Genomic DNA, 20,957 nt, shown 5'->3' with positions numbered 1-20,957 from the left:
CTCAGGCTCCTTTTCCACGCAGGTTCAGCCGTCGCACGAGATCGGTTTCCAGTGCGTGCGACGGGTCGGCTTCGTTGACGGTTTCGGCCCAGAGGCCCTGATCCGGGTACATGCCCGCGACCTGTGCCGCTTCGGCCACGCCGTCTTTGGCGAAATAAATCCGCCCGCCCGCGTCCTGCGCCATATCGGTCAGTTCGGAGATCAACTCCTGTGAACCCTCGCGGTTCGGGAAATCCACGGCCAGCGTATAGCCTTCCATCGGGAAGGACATGTAACCGCCGCGCCCCGGTCCCATCTTTTTCAGCACCGCGAGAGGTGAGGCGAGGTGGGAGGCACCGATTTTTTCCAGCATCTTGCGCAACACATCCACGCGCTCGGGGGGCACAACGCATTGGAACTGATTGAACCCGCGCTTGCCATAAAGCCGGTTCCAGTTGTGGATCGCATCGAGCGGAAAGAACGGATCGGTGATCGGTTTGACAGAGGTGCGGCCCCTGGTGGGCACTCGCCGGAAATACAGTTCGTTGAACACGCGCACCACCGGGCCCGAGAGCGCCCAGCCCGGCGCGTTGAACGGCACTTCCAGAGCGCCGTCACCCTTTTTGTTGATACCCGACGTGATCTCGCCTTCTTCAAGGATACCGCGCCCGAGGTGCTTGCCCGTTGCCGTCGCGTCGATCCAGCCGACGGTGTAATCGGTTTTGCTCTCATCGAAGGCCATGAGGAAGTCGTCGAGATCACTGATCCGGCGTTCGGTCAAAACCATCATGTCACCCTTGCAGGGCATGAGCTGAATTTTCGCCTTGGCGATCACCCCGGTCTGACCCAGCCCGCCCACGGTTGCTTTCCAAAGTTTGCCGCTTCTGGGCGTGATCACGCGGGTCTTGGTGCTCTGCACCAAGGTGATCTCAGTCACATGCTGACCGAAGGAACCTTTTACATGGTGGTTCTTGCCATGCACGTCATTGGCGATACAGCCGCCGACCGTGGCAAACCCCGTCCCCGGCATCACCGGCGGAATCCAGCCCTTTGAGGCATAGGCCCGGCCCAGATCGCCGATCGGCATTCCGGCCTCCACTTCGACAATCCCTGTCTCCGCGTCAAAGGACAGCACCCGGTCGAGTCGGGTTATGTCATAGGCCTTGCCCCCGTCGTTGAGCGCCACGTCGCCATAAGAGCGGCGCATCCCGAAAGCGGGGGCGAGGGTCTCGGCCACCGCGCGGGCGAGCGTGGATTGACGTTCGGGACGTGCAACCTCGCCACTGGCGGACCGCGCCCGGCCCCAACCGGTATAGGTGAGTTTATTCCAGACCATTGTTCAGGTCCTGTGAGAAAGGGAGGGGCTGCTCTGTGATCATGGTCTTATGACTCTGTCTGATTTGCCCATGGTTTAAAAAACAATTGGGGCGAGAATATGATGCTGTTTCGAGTTTTTGAACAATGGAGAGAGCAGAAGACGCGGCCCAATCCGGGAGCCGCGTCCTGTCTTCATTGCAGGTAAAGTACTCAGGACACGTCCTTAAAGCGTTCGACCTTTAATTGACGATGGTCGCCTCAGTGGCGACGCGCAGTTCTTCTTCCGATACCCCATCGGCCAGTTCGACAATCTTCAGACCGCCCTCGACCACATCCAGAACGCCGAGGTTGGTGATCACCCGATCCACCACACCCTGACCGGTCAGCGGCAGGGTGCATTCGTGCAAGAGCTTGCTCTCGCCATGTTTGTTGGTGTGGTCCATCACCACCACGACGCGACCGACCCCCGCGACCAGATCCATCGCGCCGCCCATGCCCTTCACAAGCTTGCCGGGGATCATCCAGTTCGCCAGATCGCCCTTTTCATCGACCTCCATCGCGCCGAGGATTGCCATGGCGATCTTGCCACCACGGATCATGCCGAAGGAAAACGAACTGTCGAAATAGGCCGTGTTGGGCAGTTCCGTGATGGTCTGTTTGCCCGCATTGATCAGGTCCGGGTCCTCATCGCCCTCGTAGGGGAACGGTCCCATGCCCAACATGCCATTCTCCGATTGCAGCGTCACGGTGACGCCCTCCGGGATGAAATTCGGCACCAGCGTCGGGATACCGATCCCGAGGTTCACATATGTGCCGTCCTGTAGTTCTTGCGCGGCGCGTGCCGCCATCTGATTGCGATCCCAAGCCATGTTAACTCCTCCGTTATCCTTCACTCCGCGAGGGCATGTGTGTCCTCCGGGGTTAGTCCAAGGCGGCTCTGCGCGAAGGCGCAGAACACCTGCCATCCATAATCTGCATTCATGTGACGATGATCGACGCTTTCGCTGCCCGGTTCCGTCTCTGTCTCCGTCTTTGGGCGGGCGTAGCGATCTTCGGTCATGAACTGTCCGGCGCGTGTCTCCTGCGGTTGCAGCATCACATCAAGGCCGACCAGCGCCATTTCTTCCCCGATCATCGCCTCATAGCGCCGCATCCAGTCCGCGCCATGTGGGCGTTTGCGTAGCGAGGCGAGCGCAAATTCATGTCCCGGCCCCGGCGCGACCGAACGCGCGAGCGGGTAGGGGGCGGGCAGGAAACAGTGAAGCGGCTCCGGACCGAAGCGGGCGACGAGCCCTTCGGCGCGCTGGCGTACCAGCCCGCGCAACAGATCGTTCAGTGCGGCCTGCGACAGGAAGGCGCGTTTCGTGCGTTCCGGTTCTTCGAGGATGTCGTGAAACACCATGAGCCGCATGGCGTGGTTCAGGGTGTAGCGCTCCCCTACATGCAGGATGCGGGTGAAAGGGGCGAAGTCGATTTCGTTATGTGTCATCCAGCCCAGTTGATGGCTGGCGTCCTCGGGCGCGCGGAATATGCCGTCCTTGTAGCTGGCCGAGCTATAAATCCGCCCCGGTAGGCCGAAATAGCTCACTTCGAGCGTCGGGAAGCCCGTCTTGATCCGCTGCCGCGCGGTGTAGAAGGCGCCGGTATGGGAGGTGCCGATGATGAGGATCTTTTGTGTCGCGCTCATGACCGGCTCGCCTCGATCAGCGCCTCTTCACAGACCAGATCGGCCTCTTCCAGCCCGTCGTCCTCCGGCTGTTTCCGGCTCACATGTGGCGCAGTTTCTGCCTCCGGGGCATGGGCCATGAAGAACATGCGCATGGCGGCGGCGACGCCTTCCTCAGTCACGGAACGCAGGTTTTCCTTGTAAAACCGCCCGCCCGCCGCCGGGTTGGTGACAAGCTCATAGGACGGGAAGTAATCCACATTGTCGTATTTGCCCGCCACTTCACCCGCTGCTGCGCGCAGCGTCGCTTTGGAATAAGCCGTGGCCGGCATCACATGTCCGCCGGTCGCCGTGGCGGTCAGCGGTACGGGCGAGACGGTCAAAAGCATGCGGATGTCCGGGCGCAGCGTCATGAGACGGGTGCGCAATTCTTCGAGATCGTCGCGCACCTCCGGCAGGCTGAAGTTGTGAAAGGCGAAGACTTCGGGGTCATAAGTACCCGCCAGCGTGCCCGGCGCGGTCGGATAGACCGTGCCCGTGTCGCGGTGAAACCAGACTTCGGTGAGCCCCAGCGTAAAGACGAACACATCTGCACGCCGCACCGCGCGCAGTACGCGGCGCAGGTGTACGGTGCGGGCCTCCATCACATGCTCGGGCGTTGCCAGCCCGCCGGGTTCGACATTCGGCCGTTGCGCATCGACATAGCACCCGTCGCGCTCCCAGACCGGTTCGGCGGGTTTGAACTCCCCCTGCGCCTCGCGCAGCAACTGCACCATCTGGCGCACGGTGTAGATATTACCGTAACGCGCGGAGTAGAGCGCGTAGCCATAGCGGTTGAGCACCTCGCGCGGGAAGGGGCCATTCGGTGTTTCCACGTCGATCACCGCCCAGTCGCGCGCCACGAGATTGCGATGCACATGCTGGGCGAAACAGCTCCCCGCCGTCATGATCCTATCCGTGGCAGAGATGCGGAATTTCGGCGCGCAAAGCCCCTCGATCGCCGTCGGATCGGCCTCGGCCACACCGCTCCGCCAAAAGGCGGAGCCGGGCAGGTGATCGTAGGGGGAGCCCAAGACGCGCCTTTACGCCGCCGGACGCGCGCGCGTCGTGCGTTGCTCGATGCGCTTTTCGTGTTCGCCCTGGATCAGACGATGCACATAGACGCCCGGCAGGTGGATGCAATCGGGATCAAGCGAGCCGACCGGCACAATCTCCTCGACCTCCATGATGCAGACCTTGCCGCACATCGCCGCTGGCGGGTTGAAGTTGCGCGCGGTCTTGCGGAACACGGCATTGCCGGTCTCGTCGGCCTTCCAGGCTTTGACGATGGAAATATCGGCGAAAATGCCCTCTTCAAGGATATAGGTTTCGCCGCCAAACTCCTTGTGCTCCTTGCCCTCTGCGATCACCGTGCCCACACCGGTCTTGGTGTAGAACCCTGGAATGCCCGCGCCGGCCGCGCGCATACGTTCGGCCAGCGTGCCCTGCGGATTGAATTCAAGCTCCAGCTCGCCGGAAAGATACTGGCGCATGAATTCGGCGTTTTCGCCCACATAGGACGAGATCATCTTCTTGATCTGCCGGGTTTCCAGAAGTTTGCCGAGGCCGAACCCGTCGACGCCCGCGTTGTTCGAGGCGACAGTGAGGTCCTTGACCCCGCTTTCGACCAGCGCGTCGATCAGCAATTCGGGGATGCCGCAGAGACCGAACCCGCCCGCCGCGATCAACATCCCGTCTTCGAGCAGCCCGTCGAGGGCCTCCGCCGCTGATCCGTATACTTTCTTCATCTTGCTCCTCCCGAACATCCTGAAATCCATTGCGCCGATTAACCGGGTTCTGCCCCTGCAAGTCAATCACATGCTGCGCCGCAACGAGGATGGTCCGTGCTGTGAACAGATGTGTTCTGCGACAAATTGGCTTACGGTTTTTGTCGGACTTGAAATTCTACCGAGACAAAACATATTCAATCAACAGAATATGAAATCAACGCACGACAAGGGAGATTCCCATGCAATTTTTCGCAGCGTCTCAAACCCCCGGCAGCCCCGACGTGGCCGCCTTTTACGAGGAGGTCACAGGGTCCTGGCAATATGTGGTCTCAGACCCGAAAACCAAGGCCGCCGCGATCATCGACCCGGTGCTCGACTTCGATCCGGCAGCCGGTGCAACCTGGACTGCCAGCGCCGATGAAATCCTCGCCTATGTGAAAGAGCAGGGGCTGAAGGTGGTCTGGGTGCTCGACACGCATCCTCATGCCGACCACTTCTCCGCCGCGCCCTATCTGGCGCAAAAGCTGGGCGCACCGCAGGCGATCGGGCGCAAGGTGCTTGAGGTGCAGAACATCTGGGCCGATCTCTATGCCGACGACAGTCTCAAGAATCGCGACGATTACTGGGACCGCCTGTTCGAACCGGGCGATGAATTCGGCATCGGCAGTCTGACCGCGAAGGTGATTCTCTCAACCGGTCACACTCTGGCGTCGGTTTCCTATGTGATCGGCGATGCGGTTTTTGCCCATGACACCTTCATGGTGCCCGACAGCGGAACCTCGCGCGCCGACTTTCCGGGAGGTTCTTCCGAGGAGCTTTGGGACAGTTTGCAGGCCATTCTGGCGATGCCGGGGGACACCCGCGTTTTTGTCGGTCACGACTATCGCAAGGGGGGCCGGAAAGAGGCCTGCATGGCGACGGTGGCCGAACATAAAGCCTCGAATATCCATGTGAAAGACGGCATCAGCAAAGAGGAATTCATCGCCACGCGGGATGCCCGCGATGCGACATTGCCGCTGCCGAAACAGATGCTGTATGCGCTGCAAATCAACATTCGTGGCGGTCGTCTGCCGGAGCCCGACGACAAGGGTCGGGCGGTGCTGCGTATCCCGCTGAACCGGTTTGAGCCGAAACACTGATCGGCGGAAAGGCGCTCCCTCGGGGGCGCCTTTAACGTTTTGTTAATAAAGCGGGCGAACTCTTTAACTTGGGAGTCATAACTTTGGAGGAGAATATCATGTCCCAGCTTTATTCCATGATCCGCGGCAACCATATCTTCTCGAAGAGCGGCACCTTCGAGGGGATGATCGCAAAAGACGCAGTGATCGAGGAGGGTGTCGAACTGACCCTCAAGGGCATGGTCGGCGGCAATGTCGTGGTGAAACCCGGCGCGGCGCTCTATCTCAAGGCGATGGTCGGCGGCTGTATCCACAACCAAGGTGGGCGATTGCATCCCGCGACCTGATCTCCACAAGAAAAAGGGCGCTCGCGGGCGCCCTTTCTTTTTGACCGTGCCACGGTCGCAAAGGCCCTCAGCCATCGACCGCCGGATTTGCATCCGATCCTGCGACTTCCTTTTATGAGGTCGTCTTTTTCCCGGTGGCCTTCTTCGCAGCTGGCTTCTTGGCCGCTGTCGTTTTCGGCGCAGCTTTCCTTGCAGTCTTTTTGCCGCCTTTCGCGGCCTTCGCCGTGATCAGCTCCACCGCCTGCTCCATGCTCAGATCCTCGGGCTTCACGTCCTTCGGCAGGGTCGCGTTCACCTTGCCCCATTTCACATAGGGCCCGTACCGTCCGTCGAGCACCTGAACCGGTCCGCCCTCTCCGGGATGCTCGCCCAGTTCCTTGAGCGGTTTCGCCGCCGACGCTGTCCGCCCGCGCCCCGGATTGTTGCGCTTCTCGGTGATCAGTTCGACCGCCCGGTTCATGCCGATCTCGAACACGTCGTTCGGGTCTTTGAGGTTGGCGTAAACCGGCTTCGCCTCGTCCGGCAGTTGGTGCATGAGATAGGGGCCGAAACGTCCGAAATTGGCGGTGATCATGCCGCCCTCCGGGTGCTGACCGATTTCGCGCGGGAGGTTCAGAAGCGTCAGTGCCTTCTCAAGGTCCATATCGTCCTTCGACCAGCCTTTCGGCAGGGAGGCGCGGGGCGGTTTCTTGTTCTCCGGCGTCGGCTCGCCGCGTTGGACATAAGGCCCGAAACGCCCGGACTTGAGCCAGATCTCGTCGCCATTGTCCTCGCCCAGAAGACGTTCGTCGCCTTCGGCGCCTTCGCCCGCGATGGGACGCGTGTAGGTGCATTCGGGATAGTTCGAACAGCCGACAAACCCGCCGGTGCGCGAGGTTTTCAGATGCAACTGCCCTTGGCCGCATTTCGGACAGATGCGCGGATCGGAGCCGTCTTCACGCGGCGGGTAAAGCTGGGGCGCGAGCGCCTCGTCCAGTTTGTCGAGAACTTCGGAAATCCGCAGCTCGCTGGTCTCTTCGATGGCGGCATGGAAATCGCGCCAGAACCGTGCGAGCACCTCTTTGTAATCCAGATCGCCTGCCGAAATTTCGTCGAGCTGCTCTTCGAGATTGGCGGTGAATTCGTAGCCAACATATTTGCGGAAGAAATTCATCAGGAAGATCGTGACGATCCGCCCCTTGTCCTCCGGGATCAGGCGGTTCTGTTCCTTGCGGACATATTCGCGGTCGACGATGGTCGAAAGCACGGAGGCGTAGGTGGACGGACGCCCGATGCCCAACTCTTCCATACGTTTCACCAAAGTGGCCTCGGTGTAACGCGGCGGCGGGTTGGTGTGGTGTTGCAGGCCCAGAACGGCGCCTTCCGCGCCCAGAACCGCCTCTTTTTCCGCCGCTTCGGCTTTGAGAGCGCCCGCGACTTTCTTCAAAGGCTCGCCTTGCATGATCTGCGGCAGGCGGCCTTCGTCGTCCTCCTCCACATCGTCGCGGCCCTCAGTGTATACCGCCATGAACCCGTCAAACACCACAACCTGACCGGTGGCGCGCAGCATGACCTCTTGGTCGTCGGAGGCAATGTCCACCGTGGTGCGCTCAAGCTTTGCGCCCTCCATCTGGCAGGCAATCGTGCGTTTCCAGATCAGGTCATAGAGCTTGCGCTGATCGGCCTCCGTCAATTTCACCTTGTCGGGGGCGGCGAACATATCCGTCGGACGGATACATTCATGCGCCTCCTGCGCGTTCTTCGCCTTGTTCTTGTAGATGCGTGGGGAGGAGGGGACGTATTTGTCGCCATAGCGCGATTCGATCGCATCGCGTGCCTGCGCCACGGCCTCGGGGGCCATGTCGATACCGTCGGTCCGCATATAGGTGATCAGCCCTGCCTCATAGAGCCGCTGTGCCGCGTTCATCGTCTGGCGCGCACCCATGCCGAATTTGCGGCTGGCCTCTTGCTGAAGCGTCGAGGTCATGAAGGGAGCGGAAGGGTTGCGGGAGGCGGGTTTCGCCTCGACCGAAATCACCTTGAGCGCGCGGGACGACACGGCCTGAACGGCCATTTCCGCGCGCATCCGATCCTTGAGGTCGAACTTGTCGAGCTTCTTGCCGGAAAGTTGTGTCAGCCGGGCTTCGAAACTCTGCCCGCGCGGGGTCTCCAGCATCGCCTTCACCGACCAGTATTCCTGGGGATTGAAAGCCTCGATCTCCATCTCGCGTTCGACAATGAGACGTAGGCAGACGGACTGCACCCGACCCGCCGAGCGTGCGCCCGGCAGTTTGCGCCAGAGAACCGGCGAAAGGTTGAAGCCCACGAGGTAGTCGAGCGCGCGGCGCGCCAGATAGGCATCGACCAGCGGCGCATCGACCTGACGCGGGTGTTTCATCGCTTCCAGAATGGCGGGCTTGGTGATCGCGTTGAAGGTCACACGTGACACGGCTGTGGACTTCTTGATCGCCTTGCGTTTGGTCAGCGCCTCCTGCAAGTGCCACGAAATCGCCTCCCCCTCGCGATCGGGGTCGGTGGCGAGGATCAGGGCGTCGTCGTCCTTGAGCGCATCCGCGATGGCCTTGACATGCTTGCGACTGTCCGCGCCGATCTCCCAGGTCATGTCGAAATCGTGTTCGGGATCGACTGAGCCATCCTTGGCCGGAAGATCGCGGACGTGGCCGTAGGAGGCGAGCACGGTGTAATCCTTGCCGAGATACTTGTTGATCGTTTTGGCCTTTGCCGGGGATTCGACGACAACAACGGGCATGGACTGTCCTCAGGATTCTGAAACGGGGGGTCTTATGGCGGCGGAAAATGGGCTGAGCGATGTGGGATTGTCAATGCGCTGGCAGGATTATTGTTCCCCGTCGGCGCTGAATGCGCGAGGATCGGGCAGGTTTTCGAGCATGGAGAGTGCGTCATGAGATACGTTCGGCAATGGATCGTGGCAGGGGTGATGTTGGTCCTGCCACAGCTCGGGTTTGCACAGAACTGGCATGAACCGGCGCGTGGCACGGTCGAGCGGGCGCAACTGATGAACGCGATCCGGCCTGTGGTGGAATGGCGGCTGGGGCGTCCGGTGGAATTCGTGGTGCGGCAATTGCGCGCGAGTGGCGATCACGCCTTTGCCATCCTCTCGCCGCAGCGTCCGGGCGGCGGTGCGATAGACATCAATGAGACCCCCATGGTGCGATATTTCGGCGAGGATGCCTATTTCTTCGAGGAAGTCGGTGGGATTGATGTCATCGCCTTCCTGATCCGCGAGGGCGATCAATGGGCCGTGGTCGATCACAGCATTGGCGCGACCGATGTCTGGTTTGCGCGCGAACCCTATTGCAGCGTCTTCGTGGACGTTTTGCACGGATATTGTCCGTTGAAGTGACGGGAGGGCAAACACGCGACTCGGGTTATCCTAGCCCAAGGCCAGAAGCCCACCGGGTTTGCGGAAAATCCGGCCCTCCAGTTCGAGGTTGAGAATTTCCGAGCTGACCCGGTCCGCCGGAATGCCGATGTCGCGAATCAGATCATCCTCCGGCAGCGGCGCGCCCGCGAGGCGGGCGAGGATTTCACTGTGCAGGGCGGCGTGGTCGGCGAGATTGCGGGTCTCCAAGGGGGCCTCCGGTACGGGGATGGCCGTTTCGGGCGTTTCCATTGCGGTCTGCGCCAGAGGGGACGCGGCGGCCAGCGTGTCGATCACATCTCGCGCGCTGCGAATGAGCGTTGCCCCGTCGCGCAGCAGGAGGTTGCATCCGGCGGAGCGCGCATCGAAAGGATGACCGGGCACCGCCATGACCTCCCGCCCCTGATCAAGCGCATTGCCCGCAGTCAGGAGGGAGCCGGAGCGGGCGGCGGCCTCAACCACGATGGTGGCGTGCGCGAGCCCCGAAACGATGCGGTTGCGCATCGGGAAATGCCGGGCAAAGGGCTTCATGCCGAAGGGCTGTTCGGACACCAAAAGGCCCTTCTCGGCAATGCTATGGTAAAGTGCGGTGTTCTCGCTCGGGTAAATCTCGTCGAGACCTCCGGCCAGCACGGCAATCGTGCCGGTCTCAAGCGCAGCTTCATGGGCGCTGGCGTCGATGCCGCGAGCAAGACCCGAGGCGATGGAGAATCCTTCGGCACCGAGTTCCCGCGACAGGGTGCGGGCAAAACGGGTGCCGAGCGAGGAAGCATTGCGTGCGCCCACCACGGCCAGAGCGGGACGTTCCAAAAGGGAAAGATCACCCTTCACCCAAAGCGCGGGCGGGGCGTCTTCGATCAGGGCGAGAAGGGGCGGGTAATCGGCATCGGTGCGCAGAATCAGGCGTGCGCCCTGTTTTCGTCCGGCGCGCAGCTCGGCCTCGATCACGCCTTTGGGGCAAATCTGATATTCGGACACACCGGCGTCGCGAGCAATTTGGGGAAGGGCCTCAAGCGCCTGCGTGGCGGAGCCGTAGTCGCGCATCATCCGATAAAACGTGCTGACGCCAACGCGGCGAGAGCGCAAGAGCCGGAGCCAGTCGGCCCGATCTTCCTCAGTGTGGGGTGGGGTGAGGGGGTGGTGGGAAGGGATGAAATCCAAGGAACCAACTCTCTCCGTCTCTTGCCCTCACAGAATCCCTCAAAATGGTTAATGAGCGGTTACCAAATTCCCGAAACTTCACGATTTTACCCGCCGGGCCGCATTTTTTACCTCTGCCTCCTGACGGGACAGCAAAAAACTGCGTGCTGTTCAGCTTTCCCAAGCCCGAACAGCGCGCAGTCATTTCAAGAATGCACATTTCAGGAATGCAAAGGGGGATCAGGTGCCCGAGCCACCCACGGTCAGCCCGCCGATCAACAGAGTCGGCTGGCCCACGCCCACAGGCACCCATTGCCCGGCCTTGCCGCAATTGCCGACACCGGGGTCAAGCGCCATGTCATTGCCGATGGCGCGCACATGTTTCATCGCGGTCGCCCCGTCGCCGATCAGTGTGGCGCCCTTTACTGGCGCGCCGACGCGGCCCTTTTCGACGCGGTAGGCCTCGGTGCAGTTGAACACGAACTTGCCGTTGGTGATGTCGACCTGCCCGCCGGAGAAACCGACCGCATAGATGCCGTCGTCCATGCCGGAGAGAATCTCGTCCGGGGCCATGTCGCCGCCGAGCATATAGGTGTTGGTCATGCGCGGCATCGGCGGGTGGGCATAGCTTTCGCGCCGCCCGTTGCCGGTGGGTTTGACACCCATGAGGCGGGCGTTCTGACGATCCTGCATATAGCCGACGAGCACACCGTCCTCAATCAGCACGGTTTTCTCCGAGGCGGTGCCCTCGTCATCGACCGAGATCGAGCCGCGTCGGTCCGGGATGGTGCCGTCATCGAGAATAGTGACGCCTTTGGCGGCGACTTGTTGTCCCATCAGCCCGGCGAAGGCGGAGGTTTTCTTGCGGTTGAAATCGCCTTCGAGCCCGTGCCCCACAGCTTCGTGCAGCAAAACCCCCGGCCAGCCCGGTCCAAGTGCCACGTCCATCACACCGGCGGGGGCGGGGACGGCGCCAAGATTGACCACGGCGATGCGCAGCGCCTCACGCGCCACACCTTTCCAGTGATCGGGTGCGATCAGACCGGTGAGGCCAAACCGCCCGCCGCCGCCCGCATTGCCGCTTTCGCGCCGCCCGGCCTGTTCGACGATGACGGAGATCGACAGCCGCGCCATCGGGCGCACGTCGGACACCAGCCCGCCTTCGGGGCGCAGGATATAGACCTCCTGATGCGAGGCTGCGAGCGAGGCGGTGACCTGCACCACGCGAGGATCGAGATCGCGCAGATAGGCGTCGATCTCGCGCAGCGTGTCGATCTTTACCTCGAAGGCCGCCCCTTCGAGCGGGTTCTCGTCGGTGTAAAGCTTGACATTCGTGGGACGCGGTGGCTCCGCCAACGTGCCACCACCGTCGCCCACGGCCAGACGTGCGGTTTCGGACGCACGCCGGATCGCGGCTTCGGAAATTTCGGTGGAATGTGCGTAGCCCGCCGTTTCGCCCCGCACGGCACGCAGGCCGAAGCCTTCGGAGGCATCGAAGGAGGCGGTGCGGATGCGACCGTCATCGAGCACGAGACCCTCGGAGGTGCGGCGTTCCAGAAACAGCTCCCCGTCGTCCGCGCCCGCCACGGCACCGCGCAGAATTGTCAGCGCGTTCTCAAGGTCGAGGCTGGTGTTGAAAGGGTCGAAACGTCCCGAGGTCACGGATATTCTCCTTGGTTGAAGGTGCGGCAGATCAAAAAACCACGCATGTCAAAGCACGGAATTCTTGTTCCAATGCGCTTAATATGGTTTCTGTTAAAGCAGACTCAATGAAAATGCACCCGGAATACCGGGGCTGCAGCGGGGAAGCCCCGATTGCAATAACGGAGGAAAAATGCGCATACACGCCCTCAGGTCCGCTCTCGCGGCCACTTTTCTCGCAACAGTCGCCCCGATAGCGGCTTTGGCCCAGGAGGGAGAACTCCTCGGCGCGCCCGTCGATGGCAAGATGGGCTTTCAGCCGGCGGCGACCGAACTGGCGCGCGACCTTCAGGGATTGGACCATATGATCCTCGTGATCATCACGGCAATCGTCCTTTTTGTCGCAGCCCTGATTCTCTGGGTGATCGTCCGTTACAACAGCCGGACCAACAAGACGCCGGCCAAGTTCACTCACAACACACCGGTTGAGGTGGCCTGGACACTGATCCCCATCGTGATTCTCGTGGTGATCGGCGCCTTTTCCCTTCCGGTTCTGTTCAAGCAACAGGAAATCCCGGACGGCGACATCTATATCAAGGTGACGGGCTACCAATGGTTCTGGGGCTATGAATATGTCGATGAGGGCATTGCCTTCGACAGCTTCCTGTTGCCGCGCGAGGAACTGGCGGCGAACGGCTATAGCGAGGACCTCTATCTTCTGGCGACCGACAACAAGGTGGTGGTGCCGGTGGGCAAGACCGTTGTCATGGGCGTCACCGGGGCCGATGTGATCCACAGCTGGACCATTCCGGCCTTTGGTGTGAAACAGGATGCTGTGCCCGGTCGCGTCGCCGAGCTTTGGTTCAAGGCGGAGAAGACCGGCACTTTCTTCGGCCAGTGTTCGGAGCTTTGCGGCAAGGATCATGCCTTCATGCCGATCACCGTGCAGGTGGTGACGCAGGAGGAATACGACGACTGGCTGGTTGAAGCGAAAGAACTTTTCGCGGCCAATGATACCGCTCCCTCCACGATCAGACTGGCATCTGCCGAGTAAGATGCAGGTGCGGGCGGGTCGCCGCCCCACCATTCAAGACCCACGCACAAAGCGCTGACAGAGGCAAAGCCCGCAGCGCACTCAGGGAGGAGAACACGCGATGACGGATGTGACCATCAGTCTGGAAGGCGGTCGGCAAGACAGCCGGGAGGCGGGATTTGGCGATTATTTCGCACTTTTGAAGCCGCGCGTCATGTCGCTCGTGGTCTTCACCGCCTTTGCCGGTTTGATCGTCGCGCCGGGCGGATTGCATCCGTTTCTGGGGTTCTTCGCGATCCTCTGCATCGCCATCGGCGGCGGGGCCTCCGGCGCGCTGAACATGTGGTATGACAGCGACATCGACCGGGTGATGAGGCGCACGCAGTCGCGTCCGATTCCGGCGGGGAGGGTGTCGCGCGAGGAGGCGCTTGGGCTCGGTCTGACGCTGTCTGCTTTTGCGGTGATCATGCTCTGGCTTGCGACCAACGTGATCGCGGCGGGGCTTTTGGCCTTCACCATCTTCTTTTACGTCGTCGTCTACACCATGTGGCTGAAACGTGCGACGCCGCAGAATATCGTCATTGGCGGTGCGGCCGGGGCCTTTCCGCCGATGATCGGCTGGGCGGCGGTGACTGGGGATGTGACGCTGTCTTCCGTGCTGATGTTCATGCTGATCTTCATGTGGACGCCACCGCATTTCTGGTCGCTGGCGCTCTTCATGAATGCCGATTACGACAAGGCGAAGGTGCCGATGCTGACCGTCACCCATGGCAAGCGCGCGACCCGCAATCACATTCTCGTCTACACCATCCTGCTTGCGGGTTTTGCTGCGGCGATGTTTGCCACACCTTTGGCGGGCTGGACCTATCTGGTGGTCGCGGTGGTAATGAATGCGCTCTTTGTCAGGGGTGCGATCACGCTCTGGAAACGCGACGAGGACGAAGCGGAAGCCGATGGCTACAAGGCCGAAAAGGCGTTTTTCAAGCTCTCGCTCGCTTACACGTTCCTGCATTTCATGGCGCTGATGGTCGACAAGGCTTTGTTCTCTTTTGGCATCGGGGGGCCGTTCTAACATGGCGATCACGAAACTTCACGAGATCCATGACCGCCGCCGCTCCCGCAATGTCGGGCTCGGCCTCGTGCTCGGCCTGTTCGTCGCGCTGCTGATGGGGCTGACCGTGGTCAAGGTCACTGTGCTCGATCCGGCGCGCGCCGCTCAGGAGGTGTCCCGCTGATGACCCTCAAGGCCCCGCAGAAAACCTTGCTGAAGCTGGTCGGTGTCGTCACCGTCATGGGGACGCTCGCCTGGGCCTCCGTGCCGTTCTACAGTTGGTTCTGTGCGGTTACGGGCTTCGGTGGCACCACGGATGTGGCGGACAACGGTTCGGATGTGATCCTCAATGAGACGATCAAGATCCGGTTTGACGCCAACACCGACCCGGACATGCCCTGGGCATTCAAGCCGGTCGTCAACACGATGGAGTTGCGCATCGGCGAGACGGGGCTCGCGTTTTACGAGGCCTACAACCCGACCGACCGTGTGGTCGCGGGCACGGCCTCCTATAATGTCGCCCCCTTCGAGGCGGGCGGGTTTTTCACCAAGATCGACTGTTTCTGTTTCACCGAACAGGTGTTGCGGCCCGGCGAGCGGGTGCTCATGCCGGTGACCTTCTATGTCGATCCCGAGATCACCACCGACAGGGATGCAAAATTCATTCATCGCATCACCCTGTCTTACACGTTTCATGAAACGGATTTGCCCGAGGACTATGCCGCGCTTGCGACCGGCGAGACCCCGGAGACAAGCCTGAACTAAGCCCGAACGGGCAACCAAGGGAGAAGACGCACATGAGGATGCACACGGAGAACGCACATGGCGCATGAAAAGAACCACGATTACCACATCCTTCCGCCGTCGCCATGGCCGCTGATGGCGGCGGTCTCGGCCTTCATCATGCTCTTCGGGGCGGTGATGTGGATGGCCAACGACATGCCCTGGCTGTTTTTCGTCGGGCTGATCGGCACGCTTTACGTCATGTGGTCCTGGTGGGGCGATACGATCCGCGAGAACGCGGTGGGCGATCACACGCCGGTGGTGCGGATCGGGCTGCGCTACGGCTTCATCCTGTTCATCATGTCGGAGGTGATGTTCTTCGCTGCGTGGTTCTGGGCCTTCTTCAAGAATGCGCTCTACCCGATGTACACCTATTCCGGCACGGAATATGTGAAGCCGGAGATCATCCCCATCGAGGCCTTTCATCTGCCGCTTCTCAATACGCTGATCCTTCTGTGCTCCGGGGCGGCGGTGACCTGGGCGCACCATGCTCTGGTGCATGGCAATATCCGCAAGGATATCGTCGCGGGGCTGGCCATCGGCATCGGTCTGGGCGCAGCCTTCACGATTTTCCAAGCCTATGAATATTACGAGCTGTTCGTGCATGAAGGCTACACCTTCGGCGGCGATTTCTTCTATGGCTCCTTCTTCATGGCGACCGGGTTCCACGGTTTTCACGTCATTATCGGCACGATTTTCCTGACCGTCTGTCTGGTGCGGGCGATGCGGGGCGATTTCACACCGGAGAACCATGTCGGGTTCGAGGCCGCGGCCTGGTACTGGCACTTCGTGGATGTGGTGTGGCTTTTCCTCTTTGTCGTGGTCTATATCTGGGGGCAGTAAGCCAACTGAGTATTTGCTCTGCAATGAAGACAGGAGAGGGCGCTTTGGCGCCCTTTCGTTTGGAGGTTTCATGCTCAAACGGATGATCTTTCCGCTGGTGATCGGGATCGTCGGCTGCGCGGTCCTGATCGCGCTCGGCACATGGCAGCTCCGGCGGCTGGAGTGGAAACAGGGCGTTCTGGCGGAGATCGAGGCGGAGATCGCCGCCGCTCCCGTGCCGTTGCCCGCCACGGTCGATCCGTCGATGAAATACCTGCCGGTCATGGCCTCGGGAGAGATCGGGGTGGAGGAGTTGCATGTCCTCGTGTCGCGCAAACAGGTCGGGGCCGGTTATCTGATCGTTACGCCGTTCACCACGACAGACGGGCGGCGGGTGCTTCTGGATCGCGGCTTTGTGCCCGACGAGGCGAAGGATGCGCCGCGCGGAGGCGGACCCGCCCTTGTGGTCGGCAACCTGCATTGGCCGGACGATATGAACAGCTCGACGCCCGCGCCGGATCCGGGGCGCAACATCTGGTTCGGGCGCGATATTCCGGCGATGGCTGCGGCTTTGGACACGGAACCTGTGCTGATCGTGGCGCGGGAAAGCACAGGAGACGGGATCGAACCGATGCCGGTGGGCACGGAAGGCATCCCGAACGATCACCTCGAATACGCGATCACGTGGTTTTCGCTTTGCCTTGTCTGGTTGGGGATGACTCTTTTCCTCCTGTGGCGTATCAGGGCGCGAACAATCTGACGAGCGGAACTCATGCGTTATATTTCCACCCGTGGCCAAGCGCCGGTGCTGAACTTCGAAGAGGCCATGCTGACGGGCCTCGCCTCCGACGGCGGGCTTTACGTGCCCGAGACCATCCCGACCCTGTCCGAGGCGGAGATCGCCGGTCTTGCGGGGCTGTCCTATGAAGAGGCGGCCTTCCTCGTGATGAAGCCCTTCATCGGCGACACGTTCACGGATGCGGAGTTCAAAGAGATCATCGCCAAGGCCTATGTGGGCTTCAAACACGACGCCCGTGCGCCTTTGGTGCAGCTTGGTCCGAACCATTTCCTCCTGGAACTGTTCCACGGTCCGACGCTGGCGTTCAAGGACTTTGCGATGCAACTGATCGGCCAGTTGTTTCAGGCGGCGCTCTCGCGCTCGGGCAAGCGTGTGACCATCGTGGGGGCTACCTCCGGCGACACCGGCTCTGCTGCCATCGAGGCGTTCAAGGGCCTGTCCAACGTCGATGTGTTCATTCTCTTCCCGCATGGCCGGGTGTCGGATGTGCAGCGTCGCCAGATGACCACGCCGTCCGAGGCCAACGTCCATGCGCTGGCCGTCGAGGGCGATTTCGACGATTGTCAGGCCGCGCTCAAGGAGATGTTCGCAGATCACGATTTCCGCGAGGGCGTGAAGCTTGCCGCCGTGAACTCGATCAACTGGGCGCGGGTGCTGGCGCAGGTGGTCTATTACTTCACCTCCGCCGTCTCTCTCGGCGCGCCGCATCGTAAGGTCTCTTTCACCGTGCCGACCGGTAATTTTGGGGATATTTTCGCGGGCTATATCGCGAAACGCATGGGGCTGCCGATCGACAAGCTGGTGATCGCGACGAACCAGAACGACATTTTGCACCGCACCATGGTGACCGGCGCTTACACGAAAGAGGGCGTGACGCCCTCGATCTCGCCGTCGATGGACATTCAGGTGTCGTCGAATTTCGAGCGTGCCCTGTTCGATGTCTACGACCGTGAAGGGGCCGCGATTACGCAGCTTATGGATGAATTGAAATCCGGCTCCTTCGCGATTTCCCAAGGCGCGATGGATCGTCTGCGCGAGACGTTTGCCTCGGGTCGAGCCTCGGAGAACGAAACTATGGCGACGATCACCGATATGTATGCCCGCAGCGGCGAAGTGCTTTGCCCGCACACCGCCGTGGCCGTCAAGGTCGGCGAAGAGAACCTGTCCGAAGTGCCGATGATCTCGCTCTCCACCGCCCATCCGGCGAAATTCCCCGCCGCAGTCGAAGCCGCCTGTGGCGTGCATCCGGCGCTTCCGCCGCATATGGCGGACCTGTTCGAACGTGACGAGCGCTTCACCGTGGTGCCGAACGATCTCGAAGGGCTGAAAACCCTGATCCGGGAGCGCCTCGCGTGAGCCCCCGCATTCACACTTTGCCCAACGGCTTTCGCATCGTCACCGAGTTGCAGCCCTCGATGCAATCGGCCTCCATCGGCGTCTGGGTCATGGCGGGTGGGCGGCACGAGCGGCTTGAACAGAACGGCATTGCGCATTTCCTTGAGCATATGGCGTTCAAGGGCACGCATCGCCGGACGCCTCTGGAAATCGCCGAAGTGCTTGAAAACGTGGGGGGGTATCTCAATGCTTACACGTCGCGGGAGACCACGGCCTATTACGCGCGGGTGCTGAAAGACGACGTCTCTCTGGCGCTCGATGTGATCGGGGATATCGTGCTCAATCCGATTTTCGATCCGCATGAGCTGGAACTTGAACGGGGTGTGATCCTGTCGGAAATCGGTCAGGCACTCGATACGCCGGACGATGTGATTTTCGACTGGTTGCAGGAGGCAACATATCCGAAACAGGCGCTTGGCCGCACGATCCTTGGACCGGCGGAACGGGTGCGCCATTTTACCCGTGACGATCTCGCGGGCTTTGTCGAGGAACATTACTCGCCGGAGCGCATGGTGCTTTCGGCGGCGGGGAATATCGACCACGACCGGATCGTCGCCGAGGCCGAAGAGATTTTCGGCGGTCTCAAACCGCACGGGCGCGATCACGCCGATCCGGCGGTGTTTCAGGGCGGTGAATACCGCAAGGTCAAGAAACTCGAACAGGCGCATTTCACGCTGGCTTTTGAGGGTCCGGCCTACCGCGACGAGGACATCTATATCGCCCAGACCGCGACCACGGCGCTAGGTGGCGGTATGTCTTCGCGCCTGTTTCAGGAGCTGCGGGAAAAACGCGGGCTGTGCTACACGATCTATGCGCAATCCGGGGCCTATTCCGACACCGGTCTGACCACGATCTACGCTGGCACCTCGGGTGATCAGATCAAGGATCTGGCGGAAGTCACCGTCGACGAGATGAAACGCGCGGCTGCCGAGATGACCATGGTCGAAGTGGACCGAGCGCGCGCGCAGATCAAGGCGGGGCTCCTCATGGGGCTTGAAAGCCCGTCTTCGCGGGCTGAGCGTAATGCCCGCATGATGGGCATCTGGGGCCGCATCCCGCCGCTGGAAGAGACCGTTGAACGGATCGACGCTGTGACGCTTGAAAACGTGCGGGATTTCCTTGTGAAAACCGGTATGGGACGGGCGTCCATGGCGCTTTACGGTCCGGTCAAGGCCGCGCCTGAGCTGGAGCATCTGCGCGAAAGGTTCGCCGCCTGATGCTGAAACGCCGTCCCAAGGTGAGGATCGACACGGAGCGCATGGTTCTACGCCTGCCGCAACATGCCGATTACCGCGCCTGGGCGGCTCTCAGGGCGGAAAGCCGGGAGTTCCTGCAACCTTGGGAACCCACATGGTCGGTGGATCATCTGACGCGCAAGGCCTTTACCAATCGGGTGTTCTGGGCCGAACGGACGTATAAGGGCGATACGGGCCTTCCGGTCTTTCTGTTTCGTCGTGAAGATCAGGCTTTGCTGGGCGCGCTGACGCTGGACAATATCCGGCGGGGACCGGCGCAGGCGGGCACCATCGGTTATTGGATCGGTGCGCGCCATGCGCGCCAGGGCTATATGAAAGAGGCCATCGCGGCGGTGGTGCATCATGCTTTCACCAAGCTCGACCTGAGCCGGATCGAGGCAGCCTGCCTGCCGGAAAACGCGGCCTCGCGCGGGGCTCTGGAAAAGGCCGGTTTCAAATACGAGGGCGTGGCGCAGGCCTATCTTCAGATCAACGGGCGCTGGCGCAATCATGTGCTTTATTCCTCGCTGCGCCATGACCGGCGCGGGCCGACGGATATCGGATTGGCCTGAATTCACGTTTTCTGTGATATGGTGCTCAGGATTTCGCCTATCCTGACCGTGAGTTTTTCGGAGTGTACCATGATCCGCACAATTATTTTCACCCTGTCCACGATAATGCTCGGCGCACTCGCGACCGGTGCCATGGCTCAGGAGGCGGAGCGTATCCCTAGCAATTGTCGTGCGCAGGACGAAGCAGTGGCCCCGGAGCGTTCGGAGCGGATCTGGCAAGCCAGCGTCGGCGCGCCTTTGGCTGAAAACACCGTACGCATTCACTTTATCAACAATGCCATGTTTGCCATCGAGGCGGGTGGAGCCTCTGTCGTTACCGATTACAACGGTTATCTCGGGGACACGCTCTGGACCCCCGATGCAATCACAATGAATGAAGCCCATACCAGCCATTCTACCAATAACACCCGTGACATTGCTTATGTGTTCGGAGGCTGGGGACCGATTGGGCAGGGCATTGAACAGGACATGGACCTCGGCGGGATGCGCATCCGCAATGTCCTGATCGACATACCGTCCGAGGATGATCACGAACAGGAGGGCAATTCGATCTTCATCTTCGAGGCGGGTGGTCTGTGTATCGGTCATCTCGGACACCTGCACCATGAGCCGACCGAGGAACAATATGCCGCCATCGGACGTCTCGATGTGATCATGGTCCCGGTGGACGGCGGTTATGCGGTGCCGCGTGAGGTGATGGTGCCGCTCGTGCAGCGGTTCCGATCTTCCATCATCATTCCGATGCACTGGTTTTCGCGTTACGGGCTGGATGCTTTTCTTGCGGAGATGAAGGAGGATTTCGCGGTGAAGGAAACCGGTAAGCCGGAATTGATCGTCGCGCTGCGCCGTCTGCCGAGACGACCGACGATCATGGTGCTGGAGCCGCAGTTTCTTTCCGATTGAGACAG

21 protein-coding genes are annotated in these 20,957 nt (G+C 61.0%); 13 read left to right on the top strand and 8 right to left on the bottom strand.

Annotation, left to right across the window (positions count from 1 at the left end; genetic code table 11):
• Position 1: 1 nt before the first annotated feature.
• The 5 genes from C8N42_RS01520 to C8N42_RS01500 all read right to left on the bottom strand — a co-directional run bounded on the left by C8N42_RS01520 (position 2) and on the right by C8N42_RS01500 (position 4,749).
• The gene (locus C8N42_RS01520; RefSeq protein ID WP_107814768.1) at positions 2-1,315 is read right to left on the bottom strand and encodes an FAD-binding oxidoreductase; all 1,314 of its coding nucleotides are present in this window, start codon (positions 1,313-1,315) and stop codon (positions 2-4) included.
• A 220-nt stretch (positions 1,316-1,535) separates the two neighbouring features.
• Entirely contained in the window at positions 1,536-2,165 is a 630-nt protein-coding gene (locus tag C8N42_RS01515) for a 3-oxoacid CoA-transferase subunit B (RefSeq protein ID WP_107814767.1), read from the bottom strand.
• Between the two features lie 20 nt (positions 2,166-2,185).
• The gene (locus tag C8N42_RS01510) at positions 2,186-2,983 is read right to left on the bottom strand and encodes a hypothetical protein (RefSeq protein WP_107814766.1); all 798 of its coding nucleotides are present in this window, start codon (positions 2,981-2,983) and stop codon (positions 2,186-2,188) included.
• Positions 2,980-4,035 carry a GSCFA domain-containing protein gene (locus tag C8N42_RS01505; protein ID WP_107814765.1) on the bottom strand — a complete coding sequence of 352 codons (1,056 nt, stop codon included), beginning with the start codon at positions 4,033-4,035 and terminating at the stop codon, positions 2,980-2,982. The genes C8N42_RS01510 and C8N42_RS01505 overlap by 4 nt, the downstream gene beginning before the upstream one ends.
• A gap of 9 nt (positions 4,036-4,044) precedes the next feature.
• A complete protein-coding gene (locus C8N42_RS01500; RefSeq protein WP_107814764.1) occupies positions 4,045-4,749 on the bottom strand; it encodes a CoA transferase subunit A in 705 nt (234 codons plus the stop codon).
• Positions 4,750-4,970: 221 nt separating this feature from the next.
• Between C8N42_RS01500 and C8N42_RS01495 the strand changes: the two genes are divergently transcribed.
• Positions 4,971-5,870 carry an MBL fold metallo-hydrolase gene (locus C8N42_RS01495; RefSeq protein WP_107814763.1) on the top strand — a complete coding sequence of 300 codons (900 nt, stop codon included), beginning with the start codon at positions 4,971-4,973 and terminating at the stop codon, positions 5,868-5,870.
• Between the two features lie 98 nt (positions 5,871-5,968).
• Positions 5,969-6,196, top strand: a complete 228-nt coding sequence (locus C8N42_RS01490; protein WP_107814762.1) for a hypothetical protein — start codon at positions 5,969-5,971, stop codon at positions 6,194-6,196.
• A 112-nt stretch (positions 6,197-6,308) separates the two neighbouring features.
• Here C8N42_RS01490 and topA read toward each other — a convergent pair whose 3' ends face one another.
• Entirely contained in the window at positions 6,309-8,945 is a 2,637-nt protein-coding gene (gene topA, locus C8N42_RS01485; RefSeq protein WP_107814761.1) for a type I DNA topoisomerase, read from the bottom strand.
• A 153-nt stretch (positions 8,946-9,098) separates the two neighbouring features.
• Between topA and C8N42_RS01480 the strand changes: the two genes are divergently transcribed.
• The gene (locus tag C8N42_RS01480; RefSeq protein ID WP_107814760.1) at positions 9,099-9,560 is read left to right on the top strand and encodes a hypothetical protein; all 462 of its coding nucleotides are present in this window, start codon (positions 9,099-9,101) and stop codon (positions 9,558-9,560) included.
• Between the two features lie 30 nt (positions 9,561-9,590).
• Here C8N42_RS01480 and dprA read toward each other — a convergent pair whose 3' ends face one another.
• Complete coding sequence (gene dprA / locus C8N42_RS01475) at positions 9,591-10,739, bottom strand: DNA-processing protein DprA (protein ID WP_107814759.1); 1,149 nt, start codon at positions 10,737-10,739, stop codon at positions 9,591-9,593.
• Between the two features lie 219 nt (positions 10,740-10,958).
• Entirely contained in the window at positions 10,959-12,380 is a 1,422-nt protein-coding gene (gene tldD, locus C8N42_RS01470; protein WP_107814758.1) for a metalloprotease TldD, read from the bottom strand.
• A 172-nt stretch (positions 12,381-12,552) separates the two neighbouring features.
• Between tldD and coxB the strand changes: the two genes are divergently transcribed.
• The 10 genes from coxB to C8N42_RS01425 all read left to right on the top strand — a co-directional run bounded on the left by coxB (position 12,553) and on the right by C8N42_RS01425 (position 20,952).
• Positions 12,553-13,413, top strand: a complete 861-nt coding sequence (coxB, locus tag C8N42_RS01465) for a cytochrome c oxidase subunit II (RefSeq protein WP_107814757.1) — start codon at positions 12,553-12,555, stop codon at positions 13,411-13,413.
• A 100-nt stretch (positions 13,414-13,513) separates the two neighbouring features.
• The gene (cyoE, locus tag C8N42_RS01460; protein ID WP_107814756.1) at positions 13,514-14,464 is read left to right on the top strand and encodes a heme o synthase; all 951 of its coding nucleotides are present in this window, start codon (positions 13,514-13,516) and stop codon (positions 14,462-14,464) included.
• A 1-nt stretch (position 14,465) separates the two neighbouring features.
• Positions 14,466-14,627 (top strand): hypothetical protein, encoded by a 162-nt coding sequence (locus C8N42_RS21470; protein WP_170109159.1) that lies wholly within the window; start codon positions 14,466-14,468, stop codon positions 14,625-14,627.
• A complete protein-coding gene (locus C8N42_RS01455; RefSeq protein WP_107814755.1) occupies positions 14,627-15,208 on the top strand; it encodes a cytochrome c oxidase assembly protein in 582 nt (193 codons plus the stop codon). Before C8N42_RS21470 ends, C8N42_RS01455 begins: the two co-directional genes overlap by 1 nt.
• Before the next feature lie 57 nt (positions 15,209-15,265).
• Complete coding sequence (locus tag C8N42_RS01450; RefSeq protein WP_107814754.1) at positions 15,266-16,069, top strand: cytochrome c oxidase subunit 3; 804 nt, start codon at positions 15,266-15,268, stop codon at positions 16,067-16,069.
• A gap of 70 nt (positions 16,070-16,139) precedes the next feature.
• Positions 16,140-16,808 carry an SURF1 family protein gene (locus C8N42_RS01445; RefSeq protein ID WP_107814753.1) on the top strand — a complete coding sequence of 223 codons (669 nt, stop codon included), beginning with the start codon at positions 16,140-16,142 and terminating at the stop codon, positions 16,806-16,808.
• A gap of 12 nt (positions 16,809-16,820) precedes the next feature.
• Complete coding sequence (thrC, locus tag C8N42_RS01440; RefSeq protein WP_107814752.1) at positions 16,821-18,203, top strand: threonine synthase; 1,383 nt, start codon at positions 16,821-16,823, stop codon at positions 18,201-18,203.
• Entirely contained in the window at positions 18,200-19,459 is a 1,260-nt protein-coding gene (locus C8N42_RS01435; RefSeq protein WP_107814751.1) for a M16 family metallopeptidase, read from the top strand. The genes thrC and C8N42_RS01435 overlap by 4 nt, the downstream gene beginning before the upstream one ends.
• Positions 19,459-20,049 (top strand): GNAT family N-acetyltransferase, encoded by a 591-nt coding sequence (locus tag C8N42_RS01430; protein WP_107814750.1) that lies wholly within the window; start codon positions 19,459-19,461, stop codon positions 20,047-20,049. The genes C8N42_RS01435 and C8N42_RS01430 overlap by 1 nt, the downstream gene beginning before the upstream one ends.
• 69 nt (positions 20,050-20,118) lie before the next feature.
• On the top strand, positions 20,119-20,952 hold the full coding sequence (locus C8N42_RS01425; RefSeq protein WP_245889931.1) for an MBL fold metallo-hydrolase: 834 nt from the start codon (positions 20,119-20,121) through the stop codon (positions 20,950-20,952).
• Positions 20,953-20,957 lie beyond the last annotated feature (5 nt).

Origin of the sequence: Celeribacter persicus (assembly GCF_003050785.1) — a bacterium.
GTDB lineage: Bacteria > Pseudomonadota > Alphaproteobacteria > Rhodobacterales > Rhodobacteraceae > Celeribacter > Celeribacter persicus.
The sequence above is the reverse complement of the archived record's forward strand: the minus strand, read 5'-3'. Positions and strand labels throughout refer to the sequence as shown.